18 protein-coding genes and 1 pseudogene are annotated in these 19,269 nt (G+C 57.2%); 9 read left to right on the top strand and 10 right to left on the bottom strand.

The window, feature by feature from the left end; all coding sequences use genetic code 11:
• Positions 1-54: 54 nt before the first annotated feature.
• Together E0L35_RS07225 and E0L35_RS07220 are read right to left on the bottom strand one after the other, a co-directional pair.
• Positions 55-1,428 carry an MFS transporter gene (locus E0L35_RS07225; protein WP_009287257.1) on the bottom strand — a complete coding sequence of 458 codons (1,374 nt, stop codon included), beginning with the start codon at positions 1,426-1,428 and terminating at the stop codon, positions 55-57.
• Between the two features lie 180 nt (positions 1,429-1,608).
• A complete protein-coding gene (locus E0L35_RS07220) occupies positions 1,609-2,253 on the bottom strand; it encodes a class I SAM-dependent methyltransferase (RefSeq protein ID WP_027959797.1) in 645 nt (214 codons plus the stop codon).
• Positions 2,254-2,293: 40 nt separating this feature from the next.
• Here E0L35_RS07220 and E0L35_RS07215 point away from each other — a divergent pair, with 40 nt between their 5' ends.
• The 4 genes from E0L35_RS07215 (at position 2,294) to E0L35_RS07200 (ending at position 4,487) form a co-directional block, all read left to right on the top strand.
• Positions 2,294-2,677 carry a VOC family protein gene (locus E0L35_RS07215; protein WP_022520529.1) on the top strand — a complete coding sequence of 128 codons (384 nt, stop codon included), beginning with the start codon at positions 2,294-2,296 and terminating at the stop codon, positions 2,675-2,677.
• A gap of 112 nt (positions 2,678-2,789) precedes the next feature.
• Positions 2,790-3,179 (top strand): DUF4870 domain-containing protein, encoded by a 390-nt coding sequence (locus tag E0L35_RS07210; protein WP_022520530.1) that lies wholly within the window; start codon positions 2,790-2,792, stop codon positions 3,177-3,179.
• Positions 3,180-3,181: 2 nt separating this feature from the next.
• On the top strand, positions 3,182-4,117 hold the full coding sequence (locus E0L35_RS07205; RefSeq protein ID WP_027959798.1) for a lysophospholipid acyltransferase family protein: 936 nt from the start codon (positions 3,182-3,184) through the stop codon (positions 4,115-4,117).
• 19 nt (positions 4,118-4,136) lie between these two features.
• Positions 4,137-4,487, top strand: a complete 351-nt coding sequence (locus E0L35_RS07200; RefSeq protein ID WP_027959799.1) for a hypothetical protein — start codon at positions 4,137-4,139, stop codon at positions 4,485-4,487.
• Positions 4,488-4,495: 8 nt separating this feature from the next.
• Here the strand turns inward: E0L35_RS07200 and E0L35_RS07195 are convergent, their stop codons facing one another.
• Both E0L35_RS07195 and E0L35_RS07190 read right to left on the bottom strand, forming a co-directional pair.
• Positions 4,496-5,905, bottom strand: a complete 1,410-nt coding sequence (locus E0L35_RS07195) for a mannose-1-phosphate guanylyltransferase/mannose-6-phosphate isomerase (protein ID WP_027959800.1) — start codon at positions 5,903-5,905, stop codon at positions 4,496-4,498.
• The gene (locus E0L35_RS07190) at positions 5,902-7,584 is read right to left on the bottom strand and encodes a sulfatase-like hydrolase/transferase (RefSeq protein WP_081742627.1); all 1,683 of its coding nucleotides are present in this window, start codon (positions 7,582-7,584) and stop codon (positions 5,902-5,904) included. Before E0L35_RS07190 ends, E0L35_RS07195 begins: the two co-directional genes overlap by 4 nt.
• Before the next feature lie 238 nt (positions 7,585-7,822).
• On the opposite strand from E0L35_RS07190, the gene E0L35_RS07185 reads away from it, so the two are divergent.
• The 3 genes from E0L35_RS07185 (at position 7,823) to E0L35_RS07175 (ending at position 11,035) form a co-directional block, all read left to right on the top strand.
• Positions 7,823-9,385 carry a glucan biosynthesis protein G gene (locus E0L35_RS07185; RefSeq protein ID WP_249362101.1) on the top strand — a complete coding sequence of 521 codons (1,563 nt, stop codon included), beginning with the start codon at positions 7,823-7,825 and terminating at the stop codon, positions 9,383-9,385.
• 72 nt (positions 9,386-9,457) lie between these two features.
• Complete coding sequence (locus tag E0L35_RS07180) at positions 9,458-10,240, top strand: FkbM family methyltransferase (RefSeq protein WP_035538567.1); 783 nt, start codon at positions 9,458-9,460, stop codon at positions 10,238-10,240.
• A gap of 21 nt (positions 10,241-10,261) precedes the next feature.
• The gene (locus tag E0L35_RS07175) at positions 10,262-11,035 is read left to right on the top strand and encodes a creatininase family protein (protein ID WP_027959803.1); all 774 of its coding nucleotides are present in this window, start codon (positions 10,262-10,264) and stop codon (positions 11,033-11,035) included.
• A 43-nt stretch (positions 11,036-11,078) separates the two neighbouring features.
• Here the strand turns inward: E0L35_RS07175 and ribA are convergent, their stop codons facing one another.
• Positions 11,079-12,182: a GTP cyclohydrolase II RibA gene (gene ribA, locus E0L35_RS07170; protein ID WP_027959804.1), complete on the bottom strand. Its 1,104-nt coding sequence runs from the start codon at positions 12,180-12,182 to the stop codon at positions 11,079-11,081.
• A gap of 112 nt (positions 12,183-12,294) precedes the next feature.
• Between ribA and E0L35_RS26595 the strand changes: the two genes are divergently transcribed.
• The gene (locus E0L35_RS26595) at positions 12,295-13,137 is read left to right on the top strand and encodes a RibD family protein (RefSeq protein WP_161463351.1); all 843 of its coding nucleotides are present in this window, start codon (positions 12,295-12,297) and stop codon (positions 13,135-13,137) included.
• 57 nt (positions 13,138-13,194) lie between these two features.
• Here E0L35_RS26595 and E0L35_RS26590 read toward each other — a convergent pair.
• The 4 genes and pseudogenes from E0L35_RS26590 to E0L35_RS07145 all read right to left on the bottom strand — a co-directional run.
• Positions 13,195-14,103 (bottom strand): annotated as a pseudogene (locus tag E0L35_RS26590) (lysylphosphatidylglycerol synthase transmembrane domain-containing protein); the annotation flags it as partial.
• A gap of 22 nt (positions 14,104-14,125) precedes the next feature.
• Positions 14,126-16,078, bottom strand: coding sequence for a glycosyltransferase (locus E0L35_RS07160; protein WP_027959806.1), 1,953 nt, complete (start codon positions 16,076-16,078; stop codon positions 14,126-14,128).
• Positions 16,075-16,473 carry a 6-carboxytetrahydropterin synthase gene (locus tag E0L35_RS07155; RefSeq protein ID WP_027959807.1) on the bottom strand — a complete coding sequence of 133 codons (399 nt, stop codon included), beginning with the start codon at positions 16,471-16,473 and terminating at the stop codon, positions 16,075-16,077. Before E0L35_RS07155 ends, E0L35_RS07160 begins: the two co-directional genes overlap by 4 nt.
• Positions 16,474-16,644: 171 nt before the next feature.
• On the bottom strand, positions 16,645-17,664 hold the full coding sequence (locus E0L35_RS07145) for a zinc-binding alcohol dehydrogenase (RefSeq protein WP_051430557.1): 1,020 nt from the start codon (positions 17,662-17,664) through the stop codon (positions 16,645-16,647).
• 360 nt (positions 17,665-18,024) lie between these two features.
• On the opposite strand from E0L35_RS07145, the gene E0L35_RS07140 reads away from it, so the two are divergent.
• Complete coding sequence (locus E0L35_RS07140; RefSeq protein WP_138799947.1) at positions 18,025-18,762, top strand: CDP-alcohol phosphatidyltransferase family protein; 738 nt, start codon at positions 18,025-18,027, stop codon at positions 18,760-18,762.
• Here the strand turns inward: E0L35_RS07140 and E0L35_RS07135 are convergent.
• On the bottom strand, positions 18,759-19,229 hold the full coding sequence (locus E0L35_RS07135) for a GFA family protein (protein WP_027959810.1): 471 nt from the start codon (positions 19,227-19,229) through the stop codon (positions 18,759-18,761). The two genes, E0L35_RS07140 and E0L35_RS07135, sit on opposite strands and share 4 nt — an antisense overlap.
• Positions 19,230-19,269: the final 40 nt, after the last annotated feature.

Below are 19,269 nucleotides of genomic sequence, written 5' to 3'. Positions count from 1 at the left end.
CCCACACCATTAGCCCAAGGTATCACCCGCTATGATTAGCGTCCTCACCCGTCTTTACTTTCGCTCACTTGCTTGCTCCACATCATCATAATAAGTGATATGGCTCTCATCTTCCGCAGGCGGCCCTACCACCGGTTCAGCGGCGTCGACGTCCCATACGGCATCTGAGAGATCCTCCAAGTGCTCGTGCTCCAGTGCCCCCTGCATCAACTCCTCGGTGACCACCAGCTCAGCACCAGCAGCGGTCATTGGCGTAGTCGGCGTAAAGGGTGCCACAGGCACAGGCGCCGGGCGCACGCTACGCCGCCAGGAGAAGAACATAACAAAGAACAGACTTAGTGAGCCGAAGGCCCAAAACAGACCCGCATCGCCCATCGCGGTCATCACCGGAGAAATCATTAGCGGGCTGATCGTGGCGCCAATGGAGTTGATCAGCAACAGGCCCTGGCTCATACGCACCAGCGCCCCTGCGGGGGCGCGGTCGGCGGCGTGGCTCACCGCCACCGGGTAGAGCGCAAATACCCCACCGCCAAGCAAGAATAGCAGTACCGCCAACAGCGGCGTAGAGAGCGGCAGCCAAAGCATCGCCGCCGAGATCAGCACGCAGAAACCGCTAATGCCAATCAGTACCATTTGTCGGTCATGGCGATCCGACCAACGGCCAATCGGGTACTGCAGCAGCATCGCGCCCATAATCACCACCGCCATCATCTGCCCCACCTGACTGACACTCATGCCAATACGCTGTAAATAGAGCGGGAGCAGTGTGTACGCTGCGGCTACCACCATCCCAGAGCCTAAACTACCCATCACACCGGTGGGCGTCAGGGTGATCAAACGGTGCGGGGGAAGCGGTTCGGCGTGCTCCATAATCGGTGACACGCGAGGAATCATCGCCATAGGTAGCACAGAGAGCGAGGCCAGTAGCCCAATCACCATAAAGGGCGCAGTGACGCCCATGGCGTTGGTAACACCCAGCAGCAGTTGGCCCAATACACCGGCGGCGTAAAGTGAAATCATATAAAGCGCCAGCAGGCGGCCGCGAACCTTCTGGTCGCCTGACGTGAGCAGCCAGCTTTCGATAACCAGATAAACCCCAACCGTGGCCCAGCCGCCGATAAGGCGCAGTACAAACCAGGCCCAGGGGTCGAAGAACAAGCCTTGCAGCAGCACCGTGACGGCCACTAATGAGGCAAAACTGCCGTAAGCGCGAATATGGCCAATGCGCAGCAACAGGCGGTCATTCACCATTGCGCCCAACGCTAAACCGATAAAGTAAGCCGACGAGACAATACCGATGACCGTGGCCGACTCACCGGCAGCATCCAAGCGCACGGTAATTAAGGTGGCAAGAAAACCGTTGCCAATCCCGAGAATGAAGAGCCCTAACAGGGGCGCCAGCGCCATGGCTAGCAGTTGCCGCGACATGAAAACCTCGTCTTGCCTAAAAGTGGTGAAACAAAGGACTGAAAACAGGCGTAAAAACGCTACTAAGCGTGTTCACAGGAACCGTCATCTCACCTGGCACATCGAGTCAGGCCGGGATAGCGGCGCGCAATTATTACCCCAAAGGGGGCAAAGTCAATGCTTTTCTAACGTTATAATTATTCACGTTAGCGTTTTGTGTAGAATAACCGTGTCTGGCCCAGGAAATTCCACTACTAAACTATTCTTTTGTGCCCACCAACGGAAGGTCTCCTCACTAAAAAAGCTGATATGGGTGGGGTCGCTAATATAGTGCCAGCGGGCAAAAGCCTCCGGCGAAGTGACGCGCTTGGTCATTAAGCCCAGATAGCCACCTGGCGAGAGCTGAGCCGCCAACTGCGTAAGCACCTTGCCGGGCTGCACCAAGTGCTCAACAACTTCTGTGGCGGTGATAAAATCATATATTTGTGTCAAAACTGAGGCATCGGGGGCGTAAAAAAGGTCGTAAATAGCCATCGAGTGCCCCTGCTCTGCGAACATAACCGACAGCGTCGGCCCTGGCCCTGAACCAAAATCAAGACCGCGGGCGTTGGGTTCGAGCTTAGCTAACAGCGGGGTAAATAAACGCCCTAAAAAGCGCCGGTATCCCGTATCATGCGGCGAGTTTTGATGTTTATCGTATTCGGCCTTTTCTGCAGCGGCGCTTAAATGCTGCTCGGGGGGGACAAATACCAGCTTGCACGTGGCACACTGGTAGTAGTCACGACGCCGATCCCGGTGGTAGGGCGCAGTAGTGGGCTCCACACAGAGCGGACAGCAGCGCATCATCGTATTCTCTGGCTTATCGTTACGTATTAAGGAAGGTGGCATGCTATCAGGTCTGGATCATCTTGTTGTAACCGTGACCGATATGGGTCGCGCAGTCGATTTTTACTCACGTGTTTTGGGCCTAGACGTGCGCTATCGCGATGCCCAACGGGTCGATTTAATGCTCGGTGATACGGCACTTCGCCTACATCAAACCGACACCGATATTGCCCCCATTTCAGCCACACCCACCCCTGGCAGCCTGGACTTATGCCTGCGCTGCCAGCTGCCGCTGGATGAGTTCAAGCAGCATTTAGATGCGCTGGCGATAGACGTAGAGCTAGGCCCCGTCGCCCGCCAAGGCGCCACAGGCCCGATTGAGTCGATTTATCTGCGTGACCCGGACGGTAACCTGCTAGAGATTTGCCGCCCCTCTTCGCGTTAATGCTAAGTCTAATGAATCAAGGTATTATATATCGCGCTTAAATAGCGCGCACTGATGTGCCAAGCACCATCACCCACTTCAGCATCTATACAATTGAATGAAAGGAAACGTTATGCTTGATAACGAAAGTGAATCCCCACTCGACGGCCAAGTCGTAAGCGAAGAGCAGAGCTCCCAGCCCGACACAACCATGGCAATGGTTATTTATGCGCTCTATCTGGCCAGTTTTATCCTTGGTTTTACGTCGATTATTGGTGTGGTCATTGCCTATGTCTATAAGGGCAAAGGCCCTACGTGGCTGGACGAGCACTACCGCTACCAGATCCGCACCTTCTGGATAGGATTGGTGTACGGCATTATTTTCTCGATATTGCTCTTTGCAGTGATCGGTTTCCCACTTTTGCTGGCGCTAGCCGTGTGGTTCATTATTCGCTGTGTTAAAGGTTTCAAAGGGCTGCAAGAGAAGCGCGCACCTTCCAATGTAGATACTTGGTTGATTTAACGATGACACCACAGGGGGCTAATAACGCTAGGCGTTTTTCCAAAGCCAGTGCGATCAGTTGGCTGTGGCGTCAACTGTCACGCTGGCCGCTTGCGCGCCTGTGGCGTATTTCTTCGGCGCTCGGCCCCCTGGTTTACCGCTTTAATAAGCGTGAGCGTTGGGTAACCGATCGCAACTTAGCGATCGTTTACCCAGACCTCTCCATTGCTGAACGTAAAACCCTTGGTCAGCACAGTTTACGCCACTCAACGGCTACGATGTTGGAGCTGGGCCACGCCTGGATGGCGGAACCAAACAAGGTAGAGACCAGCATTTTAGCGGTGCACGGTCGCGACAAGCTCGATAACGCCCGCACCGAAAGCCGCGGCGTGATTGTGCTTGCCCCGCACTTCGGCAACTGGGAGGTGCTTAACTTTTGGCTCTCGAGCCATTTCCCTTTCACCGCCATGTACGAGCCACCCAAAATCACCGCCCTCGATCCCGTCATTCGTCATGGCCGCGAGCGTATGGGGGCAAGTTTGGTTCCCACCAACCCCCGCGGCGTTGCGGCACTACTTAAAGCGCTTAAACGCAGCGAAGCGATTGGCATACTACCTGACCAGGAGCCCAACTGGGGCAGCGGCGTTTTTGCACCCTTCTTTGGTCGCGAGGCTTACACCGCCACCCTGCTGCCGAAATTGGTCGCCCGCACCCAGGCACGGGTAGTCACCGGCGTCGCGCTACGTATTCCTGGTAAAGGGTTTGAGATCCATTTTCTGGATGCCGACGAGCGGGTCTATAGCGACGATGATGTGCAGTCTGCCACAGGCGTCAATGCCAGCGTCGAGAGTGCGATTGCCTTGGAGCCTGCACAGTATCAATGGGAGTACAAGCGCTACCGTAAAGTAGTGCAGGAGCAGCAAAATCTAGCCAACTTCCGCGACTATCGTCTTTATTAGGCTGAAAAAGAGAGAACTGATGGCACAACCCCCTATACCCCGCGATGAGATACGCGCTCCGCAGATTATCTACGCGCTTTACTTAGCGGGTATTGTCACTGCCAATATCACCCTGCTGATTGGCGTAATCATCGCCTATGTTTATCGTAAAGAAGCGGCGCCCTGGCTGCAGCAGCACTACCGGTATCTGATCCGCACCTTCTGGATCGGCACGCTCTATGCCTGCATCGCCTTTTTGCTAAGCATTGTGATAGTCGGCACCCTGCTCTGGCCGCTGCTAGCGGTATGGCTAGGCGTGCGCTGCGTACTCGGCTGGGTCGATGTTCGCAAAGGGCTAACACCGGCACGCCCTAATAGCTGGCTTTGGTGAGTTAGACGTCATTCACTGCTGCCACGGGCGTAAACATCATCTAAACGCTCGATATCGTCCTCGCCCAAATAACTCCCCGACTGCACTTCGATCAGTTCAAGGGGTATTTTGCCGGTATTTTCCAGCCGGTGCAGTGCCCCAATAGGTATATAGGTGGACTGGTTTTCAGTTACCAAAAAGCGACTCTCTTCTAGCGTTACCTGCGCTGTTCCCCTCACCACGATCCAGTGTTCAGCCCGGTGATGGTGGCGCTGCAGCGATAAACGCCCACCAGGCTTAACGGTAATGCGTTTGACCTGATAACGCTCGCCTCTGTCCATGGCCTGAAAGCTGCCCCAGGGACGCTGGATCTGGGCTGCCGTGCAGGGTTCGCTACGCCCCGCTTGGGTAAGCGATGTGACTAGCTGCTTTACCTGCTGCGCCTGATCACGGTGGGCCACTAGTACGCTATCCGATGTCTCCACGACAATCAGATTATTCACGCCCAGTGTGGCCACCAAGCGGTGCTCGCCAAACACCAACGAATCCTGCGTGTCGGTCAACCACGTATCGCCTTTGGTAGCATTACCCGCCGCGTCAGGCGTAACGGTTGACCACAGCGCATCGAAACTGCCGATATCGCTCCAAGCGGCAGCCAATGGCACTACCGCAGCACGATCGCAGTGCTCCATCACCGCGTAATCGATGGAGTCTGCAGGACAGCGATGAAACGCCGCTTCACCCAAACGTAGAAAATCCAAGTCATGATGCGCACTGCTAACCGCCTCTTCGCAGGCTTCCAGCATATTTGGCTGGAGCCGTTTTAGTTGACCTAAGTAACTTGAAGCGCGAAGTAGAAACATGCCGCTGTTCCATAGGTAATCGCCGCTGTCGACTAACGCTGTCGCCCGCTTGGCATCGGGTTTTTCAATAAAGGCCGCCAGATGATGGCCGCCTTCCAGCGGCTCCCCGCAAGCTATATAGCCGTAACCCGTTTCAGCCTGTGTGGGCACAACGCCAAAAGTTACGAGATAACCCGCTTCTGCTAACGACACAGCCAGTGAAACGCTATATTGAAACGCCTGGACATCACCAATCACATGATCAGCCGGGAGCACTAGCAGTAGCGGGTCATCGCCAGACTGGCGCGCCAATAGCGCCGCACAAGCAATTGCCGGAGCGGTATTGCGGCCTTCAGGTTCAAGCACCAGGGTAGCGGCTTGATCCATTTCGCGCAGCTGTTCGGCCATTAAAAAGCGGTGACTATGATGGCCCATCAGCATTGGTGCTGTGTCGGTTAGCCCGGCTAAGCGGCTTAGGGTTTGCTGGAGCAGACTCTGGGAGGAGGTTAAGCGCAAAAACTGTTTCGGCATCTGCTCTCGGGAAAGCGGCCAGAGCCGCGTGCCGCTGCCTCCGCTTAAAATCACTGGCTGAATCATTCCTGCGTCCTTGTCATTGTGTTTGAAACGGTGACTGGCCGTACATCAGAGGCAACACTTACCCCAGCAGTCATTCCTGTTGCCACATCAGTGGCTACATCCACCGCTAACTCTCCAAAATCGGCCTGCAGCCAGTGGCGTAATTGGCTCATTCTGGGCGCGTCGCGCGACTCTTTGAGCGTAGGCAACGTGCCAGGAACAAAGCCACGCTTTATAAAGGGCGCCAATAGTTCAGGGTCGCCACTAATAATATGCACCGGTACTGCCGCGCTGGCATCGTCACCGGTAATCAACGGCGCGGCTTGATGATCCCCCAGCACTATCATCAAGGTATTATCATCCACTACACGTTCAGCCCAGCGGCCGGTGACTTTCACAGCGTAGTCCACCGACCAGGCGTAGTGGTCACGAATGCGCTCAATGTCCTGCCACAGCACTTCTGGTGGGTCACCGGCATCCTCCCAGGGGGCAAAAATACGCCCATCGCCAATGGATGACCAATTGTCCAGTACCGGCAGAATCGGCGTCCATGGGGCATGGCTGGAGATCAGTGCCAATTGGGCAAACACCGGTGTCTCACCTAGCAAGTAGCGCTGGGTGTAATCGAGAGTGAATTGATCCGGCATGGTTACCCAGTTGAGAGTAGGCCCGGCGTAAGCGATATCTTTCGCTGCGGCAATTTCATCGAAACCGTAGGCCTCCCCTTCCGGCCACGCCAGGGTAATGGCGGGCATCACACTGAGGGTTCGCTGACCAGTGGCACGAAAATCATCGATCAAAGTGGAGTGGCCGCTGTCCAACATCAGCTGATACCACAGCTGGTTGTCGATCCAGCGGCCGCTGAGGGCTGTCGCGTGGGCTAGCCATGACTGCCCACCACGAATGGGTGAGGCCAACATGCCAGAGACCACGTGAAGGTTATGCTCCCCCAGGCGCTGTTGCATCTCGGCTAGAGTAGGCAGTAGAACGTCGGAGTAACGTGGGTTTTCCAGCGCCGAGATACCGTAGGACTCAATAAAGGTGAGCAGTACATTGCGCCCCGCCAATCCCGGCAGTGGTCGCGCCTCCATGGGTGCGGCCTCCAGCTGTGCAGTAAAGGCGAGGCGGGCGGCGTGGGTATCGGTAATTTGCTGCCACTGAAAACGCGTGGTGTCCACCGCTGGCAAGCGCGCGCTTTCTATCAGCCGTACTCCATTGAGTTCAAGCGCCGCGCCGGTAGTGGCAGTGACCAGCAGCGTTAACGCGACCACGCCAGGCAGGCGCTTAACAGAGTAGGCAACGGGTGGCATCATCAGGCGTGCCAAAACCAGAGTGATGGCTATCAGCAGGGCAACCCCCAGCAGCATTGCGCAAACTGCCAACAGTTGACCTACATTACCTACTAGCAGGTGATAAATTGAGCGCAGCAAAGGTATATCAAGATAAAGATTAAGTGGCCGGGCAAAGGCCATTTGGGTGGCGGCTGCGCCTAGATTCGCGGCGGTTGCCAACATCACCCAACTAACGAGTCCGATGGACACTATGCGGCGCGCTTGACCGACGGGAAGCAGCAACATGAGCGGCGCAATGATAAGCGCCTCCCAAGCGAGCAAATATGAGCTGATCTCGCCAAAACGCCACCAGAGCGGCGCGATGAGTAAGAAATTCAGCGTTAGAAGCATTAGTAATAATCGACTCATCGCATCCCCATAGGTGCCTACTTTAGCTTACAGTGTCAAAGGTACAGTCTGTCAGCGCTTGGTCTCGTTGAGTAGCTGTACCCAATCGCAAGATAAGAGAGCAAGGAATAAGGCTGCTGAAAAGCGCAATAATCATGTACTGTAATATTTTATCGTATAGTTGTTGTGTAAAAATTTCACGCTTTGCTTGGCTTTAGGCCATGCGCTTTGCAGGCCCTCACCGGAAAGGATTTCGCCCATGCGTTGTAATCAAGTTGGTAGGAAGCCGGTTGCCAAGTGGCGGCCTGGCAAATGGATAGTGTTAATTGGCTGCGCGCTGACCTTGCCAGCGTTGGCCGCAGACGATGCGCACTTCAGGCAGGTTATTGAACGCGCCAAACAGCTTGCTCAAGAAACCTACCAAGCCCCGGAAGAGACCTTACCAGAGGTATTGCGTGAGCTTGATTACGATACCTACCGGCAAATTCGCTTTGATCCCGAACACGCCTACTGGAAAGACGAGAGCCCTTTTAACCTACAGTTATTTCATAGCGGCTTTCTGTTTCAAACCCCGATTGCCTTGAACGTTATCGAAAACGACACGGTAACGCCCCTGCCCTTTTCAGCAGAGGACTACACCTACGATGGCAATGCCGCCGCACTGAAAGAGCAAGACTTAGCCGGCAGCGGCCATGCGGGGTTTCGCCTCCACTACCCTCTTAACAGCGATGACTACGCCGACGAATTTGGTGTATTTCTCGGTGCCAGCTACTTCCGCATTGTGGGGCGTGACCAGGCTTACGGACTCTCTACCCGCGGGCTGGCGATCGATACCGCCTCACCAGATGGCGAAGAGTTTCCGGCATTTCGCGAGTTTTGGCTCTATAAACCCGAGGCTGATGCCGAACAGATTGAACTGCTGGCGTTAATGGATAGCCCCTCGGTCAGCGGCGCCTATCGCTTTGTTATCCAACCCGGTGAGAATACTCAGGTCGAGGTCGAAGCGGAGCTGTTTGCCCGGCAAGATATTACCAAGCTGGGCGTTGCACCGCTCACCAGTATGTTTACTTATGGTGAGGCAAGCCGCGAGCGGCCGGACGATTTTCGTCCACAGGTGCACGACTCCGACGGCCTACTGATACATGCCGGTAGCGGTGAGTGGATCTGGCGCCCGCTGAGTAACCCATCTCACCTGCATACATCCGCCTTTGTAGACGACTCCCCTCAAGGCTTTGGATTAATGCAACGGGAACGGGATTTTAACCGCTATTTGGATACCGAAGCCCAGTATCACCGTCGCCCCAGCCAATGGGTTGTCCCGCTGGATGATTGGGGGCCGGGCCACGTGGAACTTGTCGAAATCCCTACCCCCGATGAGACTCACGACAATATAGTCGCCTACTGGATGGCGGACGACACCCTGGATGCCGGCGAATCGCGCCGCCTGCACTATCTCACTCACACGCTGAACACTCAGCCTGATGCGCACAATCTTGGCCGCGCCATTCGCACTCGTCATGGCAATGCGGCGGTGCCGGGGCAAGCGGACTCTGCCTCACAAGGCCAGCGCCAGTTTATTGTCGACTTTCAGGGAGGTGCCTTAGAGGAGCTCACCGCTGACCAGCCCGTCGAGTTAGATATTAGCGCCCAACACGGCGAGGTACTGCTCCCCCAGGTCACCGCGCTGCCCAACAATGGCTGGCGAGCCAGCTTCCGGCTACCCGCCAGCGATCAACCCAGCGATGTTCGCCTAAGGCTCACCTTAAACGGCGAACCAGTTAGCGAAACCTGGAATTACGTGTGGTATCCCGATGACGAATAGCACTTATCAAGCCAACCTTATCTCGCCAGCGCCTGTGTGGATCAAGGCACGTCCATTCAGAGAGCCCAACTAATGCGGCGCATGGCGCTACGACGACTGCGCAGCGCGGGTGGGCTAGCCCGCTCGCTGTTTATTTATTGGCGGCCTGGGCGTCAGCGTGGCCTGCAGCGCCTCTATCAGCCTTTCATACAACCCGGCACCGTTGCCTTTGATATTGGCGCGCATCTAGGCGACCGTAGCGCAGCTTTTCATGCGCTCGGCGCCAAGGTGGTGGCGCTGGAGCCCCAGCCCGACCTCGCCAAATGGTTTAAACGCCTGGTAAAACCGCCGACCATTACCCTGCTGCCGATGGCGGCGGGCCCTACGGTGGGCTTTGCCGAGATCGCGATCAGCCCCAGCAACCCGACCCTTTCCACCCTGGCCACCGAGTGGCGGGAGCAGATCGGCGAACGCAACGCAGGCTTTAGTCAGGTACGGTGGGAGCAGCGTTTACGGGTGCCAGTGACCACGCTGGATGCGTTAATTGACGAGTATGGCGAACCCAGCTTTATAAAAATCGACGTTGAAGGCTTTGAGGCGGAGGTTTTGGCGGGGCTAAATTGCCCGGTGGCCGCGCTGTCGGTGGAGTTTGTGGCAGGTGCCCTGGAAATAAACGACGCCTGCGTGAACCACTTAAGCCGCCTTGGCGAGTACCGCTACAACGTGGTAGCTGGTGAGCAGCGCCACTTTCGCTGGGCCGAGTGGCAAACGCCACAAGCGGTTAGCGAGTGGCTAAGCGCAGGGGCCGAAGGATTGCCTTCCGGTGACCTGTACGCCTGCCGCTCGGATCATCGATTACTTCTGAATGATGCTTAATACCTAAAGGCTTCTCATTTTATGATTCACCACTGGCAAACCCTAACCGCTCCGCAGTTAGCCGAGTTCGCCCAATGCGACCCGGTAGCGGTGCTGGTACTCGGCGCCATTGAACAACACGGCACTCACCTCCCCTTGGCCACCGACTTGACCATTGGCGAGGGCCTGCAAGCCGCGATGCTGGAGGCGCTTGATCCGAACCTTAATGTCATCTGCCTGCCCGCCATTGCCGTCGGAGCAAGCGATGAGCACGCCAGTTTCCCCGGCACGCTTAGCCTGCCAGCACCGCTGGCCATTGCCACATTAGAGGCTTATGGGGATAGCCTGGCTCGCGCCGGCATACGCCGACTGGTGCTGCTTAACAGCCATGGTGGCAATAAGGCGGTGATGGATTTGGCAGGCTTAACCCTACGGCGGCGGCATAGCATGCGCGTGGTAAAAGCGACCTATACCCGACTACCACCGTTAGAGGGTGCCATTAATGCGGAAGAGTTGCGCTACGGCTTACACGGGGGACTGCTCGAAACTGCGATGATGCGCTATTTAGCGCCCGCGCTGGTGCAGTTGGACGGCTACAAGGCCACCCCGCCTGCAGCGCCCCAAGGCGATGCATTAGTGAGCGCAGAAGGTGCTGCAGCTGTTGCCTGGCTGGCAGAAGACTTAAGCATCCAAGGTGTGGCGGGCGATGCCAGCCAAGCCAGCGCTGAACTAGGCGAACGGCTGGTTCAGCACTATGCCCGCCAACTGGTGGCCGTAGTGACGGAAACCGCCCACCTACCGCCGCTAACCAGCTAGCGAGATCCCCATCATTAGGTTAGCGCTCACCGCTTAGTACGGTTTAGCGCTGGCCGCTTAATACGTCTTCCAACAAGTGTCCGCCACGGGTGGCCTTGGCATTGAGGTAGCGCTGGTTATGGTCGGTAACGCTGCCGTAAAGCGCCTGGCGTGAGACCACCTCGATACCGCCTTGACGCAATGCCTCCATCTTCAAGGGGTTATTGGTCAGCAGTTGCACCTGGTCAATGTTAAGCGCGTTAAGCATATCCACCGCCACCGCATACTGGCGCTCATCGTCACCAAAACCGAGTACTTGATCCGCATCCACGGTATCCAGGCCACCATCCTGTAAGGTGTAGGCGCGTAGTTTATTGGCTAAGCCAATGCCCCGGCCCTCTTGAGCCAAATAGAGCAGCACACCGCCACCCATGGCTTGAATATCCGCCACGGCGTTGCGTAGCTGCTCGCCGCAGTCGCAACGCAGACTGCCGAACAGGTCACCGGTTAAACACGCCGAGTGCAGGCGTAGCGGCACCGCGCCTTCCCAGCGCTCCGGTTTACCGATCACCACAGCAACGTGCTCACGCAGGCCGTCCGGCTCACGGAAAAGCACAAAGCGGCTGTCGGCAGCATCCTCGAGGGGGATATTCGCTTCGCTCACCCGCTTGAGCATGCCCGGCGCCCCGGCAAGGCATTGTGTAGCGTCTTCAGCGCTGACTTGCAGCAGGCGTCCTTCTGCCAACTGCTGCTCAATGGTCGCTGTAGCCTCTTGGCTAACAAAAGCGCAGAGCGCTGCGGGAATCAGCAGGGCTCTGCGCATCAGCGTCACGGCGCCTAGTTCGGCTATTCCGGCGGGCTTTAACCCGCTCAGTAACCCACCCGCAGGTTGTGAAAGCGTTTCCGCCGTGGCCAAGCCATTCAGCTCATTGGTGCTAATGTGAGCTACCAGCGGTAGGCTGGCGGCCTCGGCGGACAAGTTCATGCCCATCGCCGTCAGGCGGTGACGAGTAAGCACCAGCGAAGGCCGCTCGCCTGCTAGCAAAGCCAGCGCTTCGACCGATTCACTGCCTTCCAGCGCCTGCACGAGCAAACGCTGCCCACTGGCATTCACCACCACTGGCAATCCACGGCGGATGTCGAAAATAGCGCGTTCAATCTGGTACATGTAGGCCTCCTGGCTTCCTTACGAGGGGGATGGCGCATGCTTGCTCTAAACAACTTGCTCTCAACTGACGAGAGCCCGCATGATGAAGCGGATTTTCTAGCACGGAGGCGTCATGCCCGAATCCCATGTCAACATTATTGCGCTGTCCGATGCTTGGGAATGGCTGTTGGCGTTGCGTCATCGGCGCTCTTGCGATGTGGCGATCACCTTGGCGCCAACCGGCGAGTGGCAAACGGCTAAAGCGATCACCGCTGAGGCGCGAGAGCTGCTCGATTGCCTGACCCCGCTGGCCAGTCGACCGGCGTGGGTGGTGGCGCAGCTGGGACAGAGTATGGATGGCCGCATTGCCACGGAAAGCGGCCACTCCCACTACATCAACGGCCATGAAAGTTTGGTTCACCTGCATCGTCTGCGCGCTTTGGTCGACGCAGTGGTGGTCGGCGCGGGTACCGCCAGCGCCGATAACCCGCAGCTGACCGTGCGCCATGTTAGCGGCACTAACCCGACGCGGGTGGTGCTGGATCCACGCGGCCGCATTCCCAGCGACTTGGCACTGCTGAACACCGATAGCGCCCCGACGCTGCATATCGTGGGGTCTGACGTAAGGTCTGAGCTGCAGGCAACGACGAGCCTGGCCCACGTTGAACGTTGCGTACTGCCCCTGAACGCCAGCGGTCAGTTCGCTCCCCATGGTGTTGTCACCCTGCTGGCCAAGAAGGGCCTGCCGCGGGTGTTGATAGAAGGCGGCGGCATTACGGTGTCTCAGTTTATCGAAGCGGGAACCGTTGATCGACTGCATCTGCTGGTCGCCCCGCTGCTGATCGGCTCCGGTAGGCCAGGGCTGCAAATGACGCCCATCGAGACCCTTGAGAGTGCGCTGCGCCCGCCCGCGCGAACTTTCCGCTGCGGTGACGATACGCTGTTCGATCTGCGACTGCGGGATACTACCGCCTGAAGGTTGCGCTTTTTCACGACGACTCAGCGCCACCCAGATACCCGGTAGGCTCGCCAGCAACACCAGCACCCCGTAAGCCAATGACACCGCCACGCCTTGAGCGGGTGGCAGGCCGACCAGCGCCCAGACCCCGGCAGCGGCGCCTTCACGCAATCCCCATCCGGCTACCGAAAACGGGATCAGCATGGCCAGTAGCAGTACCGGTGTCAGCGCCAGCACTTGCAGCGACGGTAGCTCAACGCCAATCGCCCGAGCCGCACAGACCATTACCAGGCCATAGCTCAGCACAATCGCCAACGAAGACAGCAGTTGCTGGGGCCACACACCGCGCCGCAGCAAGCCACGCCTTACATCGCGAGCCAGGGCTTGGCACCAACTGGGCAGCCCTGCTAACCAAGGGCTAAAACGTTGGCGCAACAGTAGGCCGCTGACGATGATCGCCGCAAGAGCAGCTAATGCGCTTAAACCCACCGCAGTGATGACTGCCCCACCCAGCGCGGCATGCCAGAGCGGTGAGAAAAGCAGCGCGGTTAGCGTTAGCATCACCACGGCGACCTGCCCCGAGGCGCGCTCAATAATCACCGCTCGCCAGGCGCGTCCCCTAGACTGCGCTTGAGTGGCATGGCGGTGCGCCCGCCCGGCGTCGCCTAATACACCGCCGGGCAACAGCTGATTGACCAGTAGGGCCAGGTAGTACTCCCGTAGCGCGTAAGCAAACCGCAGCGGTACATCAATAAGACCCGCGGTAAACTGCCAGCGCCAGGCGCAAAGCATGATCTGTAGCGTGCTGATGGCTAACGCCAGCACGACCCACTCCGCGGAGAAACGTTGCACCTCCGCCACAATCGCCTGGGGCTCCACCCACATCGCCACCGCACCCAGCAACGCTAGGCTGACCACCACGCGGCGTAGCCATGGGCTTCTCCGCGCCAGCTTTTTAGAACAAGCACCCAGTCGAGTGAACATACCTTGATCAGGCCCCATAGGATTAGGCCTCTTCCCTGGGATTGGCAAACAGAGGCGTAGCAAACAGGTCGCGGTGCCCCACCCAAATACCCAGTTCGCCATTGGCCACCGCCTGCTGGCGCTGCTGTAACCAGGTGGCAATACGCGCCGCCGCTTCCGGGGCTTGCTCGGTGGCAGCTTCGGCCCAGCCTTCGAGTAGCGCCATCATTAACGGCTGCTGTTCTTGACTGCCAGCAGCGAGCTGCCACGGTGTTTCAGCTTGCTCAATGCGATAATCAGCCCTCTCTAACGCGGCAACTAATGCCCCGTGCGCCTGCCCGCCTAGTGCATCACCTAAACCTTTATCGCGCTGCTGGTGAGCCATAAACATCGCCTGCAGCCAGCGGTCTTCGTCATCCAGCACCGGCGCGCCTTGAGGGTCAATAAAGTGCCACTCACCGGTCACGCTTAGCGCTATCAGCAGCGCCTGCTGCTGCCCGGCAATGCGAGCCACAAAAGCATCGATCCACTGCTCGGAGACCAGATCCAGCAGCGCCGATGCGGTGACGAGGTGCGCGTCGTCAAGCGGCACCTCAGCAAGCAGTTCCAACGATACGCAGTGCGTCTCAACGGCCACGGGCTGCCCTTGGCTATTGCTTAATCCGGCAGCACGCTGGCGCGCCTGGGCTAACAAAATGGCGTCGTGATCGATCAGCTTCCAGCGCTGTTGGCCATTCAGGCGCGGCGCCAGAAAGCGCATATTACTGCCCCGGCCGCAGCCAAGATCCGCTATCAGCGGCGCCGGAGTACGCGCGCTCAGCCACTCCGCGGCAAGCTCAGCCAAGGGCTGGCTACGGGAATCGACATCAGCCGCCTCCCGCAGCGTCAGCCAGTCGGACGCAAACTGGCTGCCTGGGCGCAAATTTGGAGAATCGGCGGGCGCAGTTAACGCCGCGGCAAACTTGGCCCCCGCTTCTTGCCAGTCGCTTAACGCATCCCGGGCCTGGGCCGCTCCCTGGCGCAGTTGGTGGCGTAGTTTGTCGTCATGGCAAAAACGGCTGAGGGCATCTTGAAGCGCGTCGACGTCACCCGGTTCAACGCTCAAACCAGCGCCTGCAGGCAAGGTATCGCGAAGCGCACCACCGGTAGTGGTAATCACTGGCAGGCCGTGGGCCAGGGCTTCGGTGACCACCATGCCGTAGCCTTCATACCAAGAGGGCAGTACCAGCGCATGGGCGCTGCGATAGGCCGCTTCCAGCGTAGCGCCATCGCACTCGCCGTGAAGCCGTACGCTGTCTTGCAAGCCGTTCTGATCAATCAGTTGCTGTACACGCTGGGTAAAAGTGGCATCCCGGGCGCCACCGTAGCAGTCGCATTGCCAGTGATCGCCGCTAACGCCCGCCAATGCCTTTACCAGAATATCCTGCCCTTTGCGCGGCGTTAACGTTGCCACACATAGCAAACGTAGTAGCTCACCCGGTTCTGCTGCGGAGCTGATCGGCGCCTGGGCAACACCCGGCTCAACCACAGTGACACTGGGATTGAGTGGCATTTCATAGTGAGCCGCCAGCTCAGGTAAGCGCCGGGCGGTAAAGTGACTGGTGACGATAATCCGCGCCACGTGGGCAAGCGCGTTTAACTCGCTGCGATGAAAGCGCTGCTGATCAGCCTCATCAAGCCCCAACTCATCGCCTAAGGGGTGGTGCAGCAACGCTGTGATTTCCAGCCGCTGGGCATGTTGGGCAACCACCTCCGGTAGCGCTCCCATGGCCAGGCCATCAATCACCACCGCCGCCTGATCGGGAAGCGACGCTAGGGCCTGAGTGAGCGCTTCTGCTGCCTCGGCATCCGCATCAGGAAACGTGCCAGCCAAGCCGACGACGTCAATTTCCCATCCCTGGTCACGCAGGGCCGAGACAATTTGGGCGTCGTAAATATAGCCGCCGGTACGCTGAGCAGGGTCACCGGCAACGATAAGGTTAAACCGCTTACTCATAGAGCGCCTTCATAGCTTGCCCAGGCTACATGGGATTCATGTAGCTTGATCTCCATATGGGTAATCCCTTTGGCGGTGATGCCCATTTTGCCCTCACCAATCGCCTTGGCGAGCTGGTCAAAGATCACCTTGGCCATAAACTCGGTGGTGGTATTTTTACCGGCAAATTCAGGCACTTCATCCAAATTACAGAAGTTGTAACCCGCCAGTACCGATTTAACTGTTTCACTGGCAAGGCCGATATCGATCACCAGGCCGTCCTCATCCAGCTCGGGGCGCTGAAAAACTACGTCGACAACATAGGTAGCCCCGTGGGTACGCTGGGCAGGGCCAAAGATCTCACCATTAAAGCTATGGGCAATCATAAAGTGGTCACGAACACATAAACGAAACATAGAGACTCCAAATGATAAGAAACCTCTGATTAACTATTGCGCTCGACCATACGGCGTTAAAAATCGCCTCAAAATGCTCATTTACAACCCGTAAACTCCGCTTTTTCGTTGATTTTTGCCTTGTCTGGCCTTCGCTCATTACGTTAATCAGAGGCTCCATAAGTAAATAGGTTATGAGGGGTAGCGCAGGCGGTGACAGAGCTCAACGCTACCACGGCCAAACAACTGAGGAGCAAGCGTGGGCAGTTGTGCAAAGTCGCTTTCACCGCTGATTAGCGCATCCAACCGCTCGTCTACCAGCAGGCTCAGCGCTAATTGAAGGCGGCGCTGGTAGTCCCAGCGTGGGCGTAACTTGGGCGGCAGTTGACCTACCTGGCTGGCCTTGAGCGTCAGCCGCTGGGAGTGAAAAGCACCGCCTAACGGTATCGCAATATCCCCCTCGCCAAACCAGCTCATTTCGATAATGCGCCCTTCGCTGCCCGCTAACGCCAGTGCTTGGCGCAAGCCGGCGGACTGGCCGCTGGCGTGGATCACGCAATCTTGGTCATGAAGGGCTTGTTCGGGAGTACAGAAGGTCACGTCCAACTGCTCGGCAAGCTGGCGACGTTCAGGGTTAATATCGACTAACTGGACGGTAACGCCGGGCACTTGGGCGCACAGGTACGCAACCAGCGCACCGACGACACCGGCGCCAATAATAGTGATTCGCTCCCCCAGCATGGGCTCGGCGTCCCACACGCCATTGATGGCGGTTTCCATATTGGCCGCCAAGACGGCACGTTTAGCAGGCACATTGGTGGGTACTTCCAGCACTGCCGAAGCAGGCACAATGTAGTGATCCTGGTGGGGAAACAGGCAAAAAACGGTTTTATCCAGGAGAACGCTTGGCCCCTGCTCAACGCGGCCAACGCTGCAGTAGCCATATTTGACCGGGGCAGGAAACTCACCCGACTGGAAGGGGGCCCGCATGCACGAGAATTCGCTTTCAGGCACACGACCATTGAACACCAACGATTCGGTGCCGCGGCTGATACCACTGTATAAGGTACGTATATGCACCTCATCCTGGGCGGGAGGACTTAGTTGTTCACGCCTCATCTCGCCTTGTGCTGGGTTGGTCACCCAAAAGGCGGTGGCCCAGGTTTTTTTAGCGGCATTGGGAGCTTTGCCAACATCGTCAAGCGCCGACATGAGCGTTCCTTTTCGTTACGAGCCCACTTGATTCGGGCTCTCTTTCATTCCGTTGAATGTGGCGTGGCACCATTGCGCGACAAGTTAGGGGTAAGAGACACGCCGTGTGTCTCAGCCCCCGAGTATAATGTGTGGCCATGCATTGCATGGCCTTAGGCAGAACAGTTTTCAATGGTTCACCATCTTCAGCGTAGCGGGTGAAAAGAATATATTCGATTAACCATTTGGAACAATTGAAACTAACCCGTCTATTTCTTGATCTTATGGACAACACTACCTTCTTCTACAAGAATGGTACATATAAAAATAGTTGCATCATTTATTTCAACTGCGGATAGCGACGCCGCTTCGTGAGCCACCATGCCGCTTTTTTCCAACGCTTCTTCTTACACCCTGCCTAAGCGTCTCTATGGCGCTGCAGAACTACTGCTGGGCAGCTTGCTGCTAATTGCTGTAGGCAAAGGCTTACCACTTTTAATGGCTACTCCGGCCAATTGGTGGGTGGCCTTTGCCTTCTACACGTTTATTTCCGCTCTGGTCATCATCTTCTGGCCCCACGGCACACTGGGTTGGGCTAACCGGGTCACGTTGGTGCGTGCGGTTGTGGTTTCATTAGTGGCAGGTGCGCTCGCCGCCAATGCCTTTGTAGGGGCAATCTGGCAATGGCTGGCGATCGCGGTGATCGCCCTACTGCTGGATGGCGTTGACGGCTGGATAGCCAGGCGCACCAAAAGCCACACCCGATTCGGGGCGCGCTTTGATATGGAGTTGGATGCCCTGCTGATTTTGCTACTGTGCGCAGGTTTGTTGCGGCTGGAATCACTGGGGTTTTGGGTGCTGTTGATAGGCGCAATGCGCTACCTGTTTATCGCCGCCAGTTGGCAGTTCCCGTGGCTTTCAAAGCCGCTGTTTGCAAGCTTTCGCCGTAAAGCCGTTTGTGTCTGGCAGGCGGTGGCGCTACTGCTAGCATTAACGCCACTAACCTCCCACCTTGTTGCCAGCCTTCTCGCCGTTAGCGCATTGATCTCTTTAACCTATTCGTTTGGCTTTGACGTTTGGTGGCTATACCGCAAATCAAAGCATAGCGAGCGAAGCTAGCACTCCAATCCCAGGCGCTGGTGCCATTCAGCCAGGCTTTCATCCGGGTATTCGTCGAAGCATTTATCTTGGAAATGCCCATTGACCTCGACCCAATCGGCCCGGCTTCCCAACATCATGTGCGTTTTCCGGGGAGGGGTCGGCAAGTCCGTATCAATCGCCGAAGCGAAAGGGTGTACCAGCTCGGGCCATTCGGGGTCATAAACCCACAGCGACGATGCACAGTGCTTGCAGAAATGCCGCTCTCCCGTGCTCTGCTCCCCCTTAATGAAGGCGCGGTAGACAGTAATATGCTCTTCGCCGCTAACGTTGAGCGTTTTGCTTTCTCCACTGAGGTTGATTGCGTACCCACCCCCGCCAGCCGTTTTGCGGCACACAGAACAGTAACAGCGATTAAAAGGATAGGGGTGGTTTGACTTCACACTGAACGTCACTGCCTGGCAGTGGCATGATCCTTTGAGCAGCATAGTTACCTCCGTTTGCAGCGGTTACCCAAGACAAATATCA

The organism is Halomonas sp. ATBC28, from assembly GCF_005937175.1.
GTDB classification, from domain to species: Bacteria; Pseudomonadota; Gammaproteobacteria; order Pseudomonadales; family Halomonadaceae; genus Vreelandella; species Vreelandella titanicae.
This window is presented reverse-complemented; position numbering and strand designations above follow the sequence as displayed.

What these genes read in the sequence shown, in the direction of transcription:
- E0L35_RS07190 (WP_081742627.1), bottom strand. Translation starts at nt 7,584, where the DNA reads ATGAGTCGATTATTACTAATGCTTCTAACGCTGAATTTCTTACTCATC.
- E0L35_RS07210 (WP_022520530.1), top strand. Translation starts at nt 2,790, where the DNA reads ATGCTTGATAACGAAAGTGAATCCCCACTCGACGGCCAAGTCGTAAGC.
- E0L35_RS07185 (WP_249362101.1), top strand. Translation starts at nt 7,823, where the DNA reads ATGCGTTGTAATCAAGTTGGTAGGAAGCCGGTTGCCAAGTGGCGGCCT.
- E0L35_RS07220 (WP_027959797.1), bottom strand. Translation starts at nt 2,253, where the DNA reads ATGATGCGCTGCTGTCCGCTCTGTGTGGAGCCCACTACTGCGCCCTAC.
- E0L35_RS07175 (WP_027959803.1), top strand. Translation starts at nt 10,262, where the DNA reads ATGATTCACCACTGGCAAACCCTAACCGCTCCGCAGTTAGCCGAGTTC.
- E0L35_RS07135 (WP_027959810.1), bottom strand. Translation starts at nt 19,229, where the DNA reads ATGCTGCTCAAAGGATCATGCCACTGCCAGGCAGTGACGTTCAGTGTG.
- E0L35_RS07155 (WP_027959807.1), bottom strand. Translation starts at nt 16,473, where the DNA reads ATGTTTCGTTTATGTGTTCGTGACCACTTTATGATTGCCCATAGCTTT.
- E0L35_RS07200 (WP_027959799.1), top strand. Translation starts at nt 4,137, where the DNA reads ATGGCACAACCCCCTATACCCCGCGATGAGATACGCGCTCCGCAGATT.
- E0L35_RS07215 (WP_022520529.1), top strand. Translation starts at nt 2,294, where the DNA reads ATGCTATCAGGTCTGGATCATCTTGTTGTAACCGTGACCGATATGGGT.
- E0L35_RS07180 (WP_035538567.1), top strand. Translation starts at nt 9,458, where the DNA reads ATGCGGCGCATGGCGCTACGACGACTGCGCAGCGCGGGTGGGCTAGCC.
- E0L35_RS07225 (WP_009287257.1), bottom strand. Translation starts at nt 1,428, where the DNA reads ATGTCGCGGCAACTGCTAGCCATGGCGCTGGCGCCCCTGTTAGGGCTC.
- E0L35_RS07160 (WP_027959806.1), bottom strand. Translation starts at nt 16,078, where the DNA reads ATGAGTAAGCGGTTTAACCTTATCGTTGCCGGTGACCCTGCTCAGCGT.
- ribA (WP_027959804.1), bottom strand. Translation starts at nt 12,182, where the DNA reads ATGTACCAGATTGAACGCGCTATTTTCGACATCCGCCGTGGATTGCCA.
- E0L35_RS26595 (WP_161463351.1), top strand. Translation starts at nt 12,295, where the DNA reads ATGCCCGAATCCCATGTCAACATTATTGCGCTGTCCGATGCTTGGGAA.
- E0L35_RS07145 (WP_051430557.1), bottom strand. Translation starts at nt 17,664, where the DNA reads ATGTCGGCGCTTGACGATGTTGGCAAAGCTCCCAATGCCGCTAAAAAA.
- E0L35_RS07140 (WP_138799947.1), top strand. Translation starts at nt 18,025, where the DNA reads ATGCCGCTTTTTTCCAACGCTTCTTCTTACACCCTGCCTAAGCGTCTC.
- E0L35_RS07205 (WP_027959798.1), top strand. Translation starts at nt 3,182, where the DNA reads ATGACACCACAGGGGGCTAATAACGCTAGGCGTTTTTCCAAAGCCAGT.
- E0L35_RS07195 (WP_027959800.1), bottom strand. Translation starts at nt 5,905, where the DNA reads ATGATTCAGCCAGTGATTTTAAGCGGAGGCAGCGGCACGCGGCTCTGG.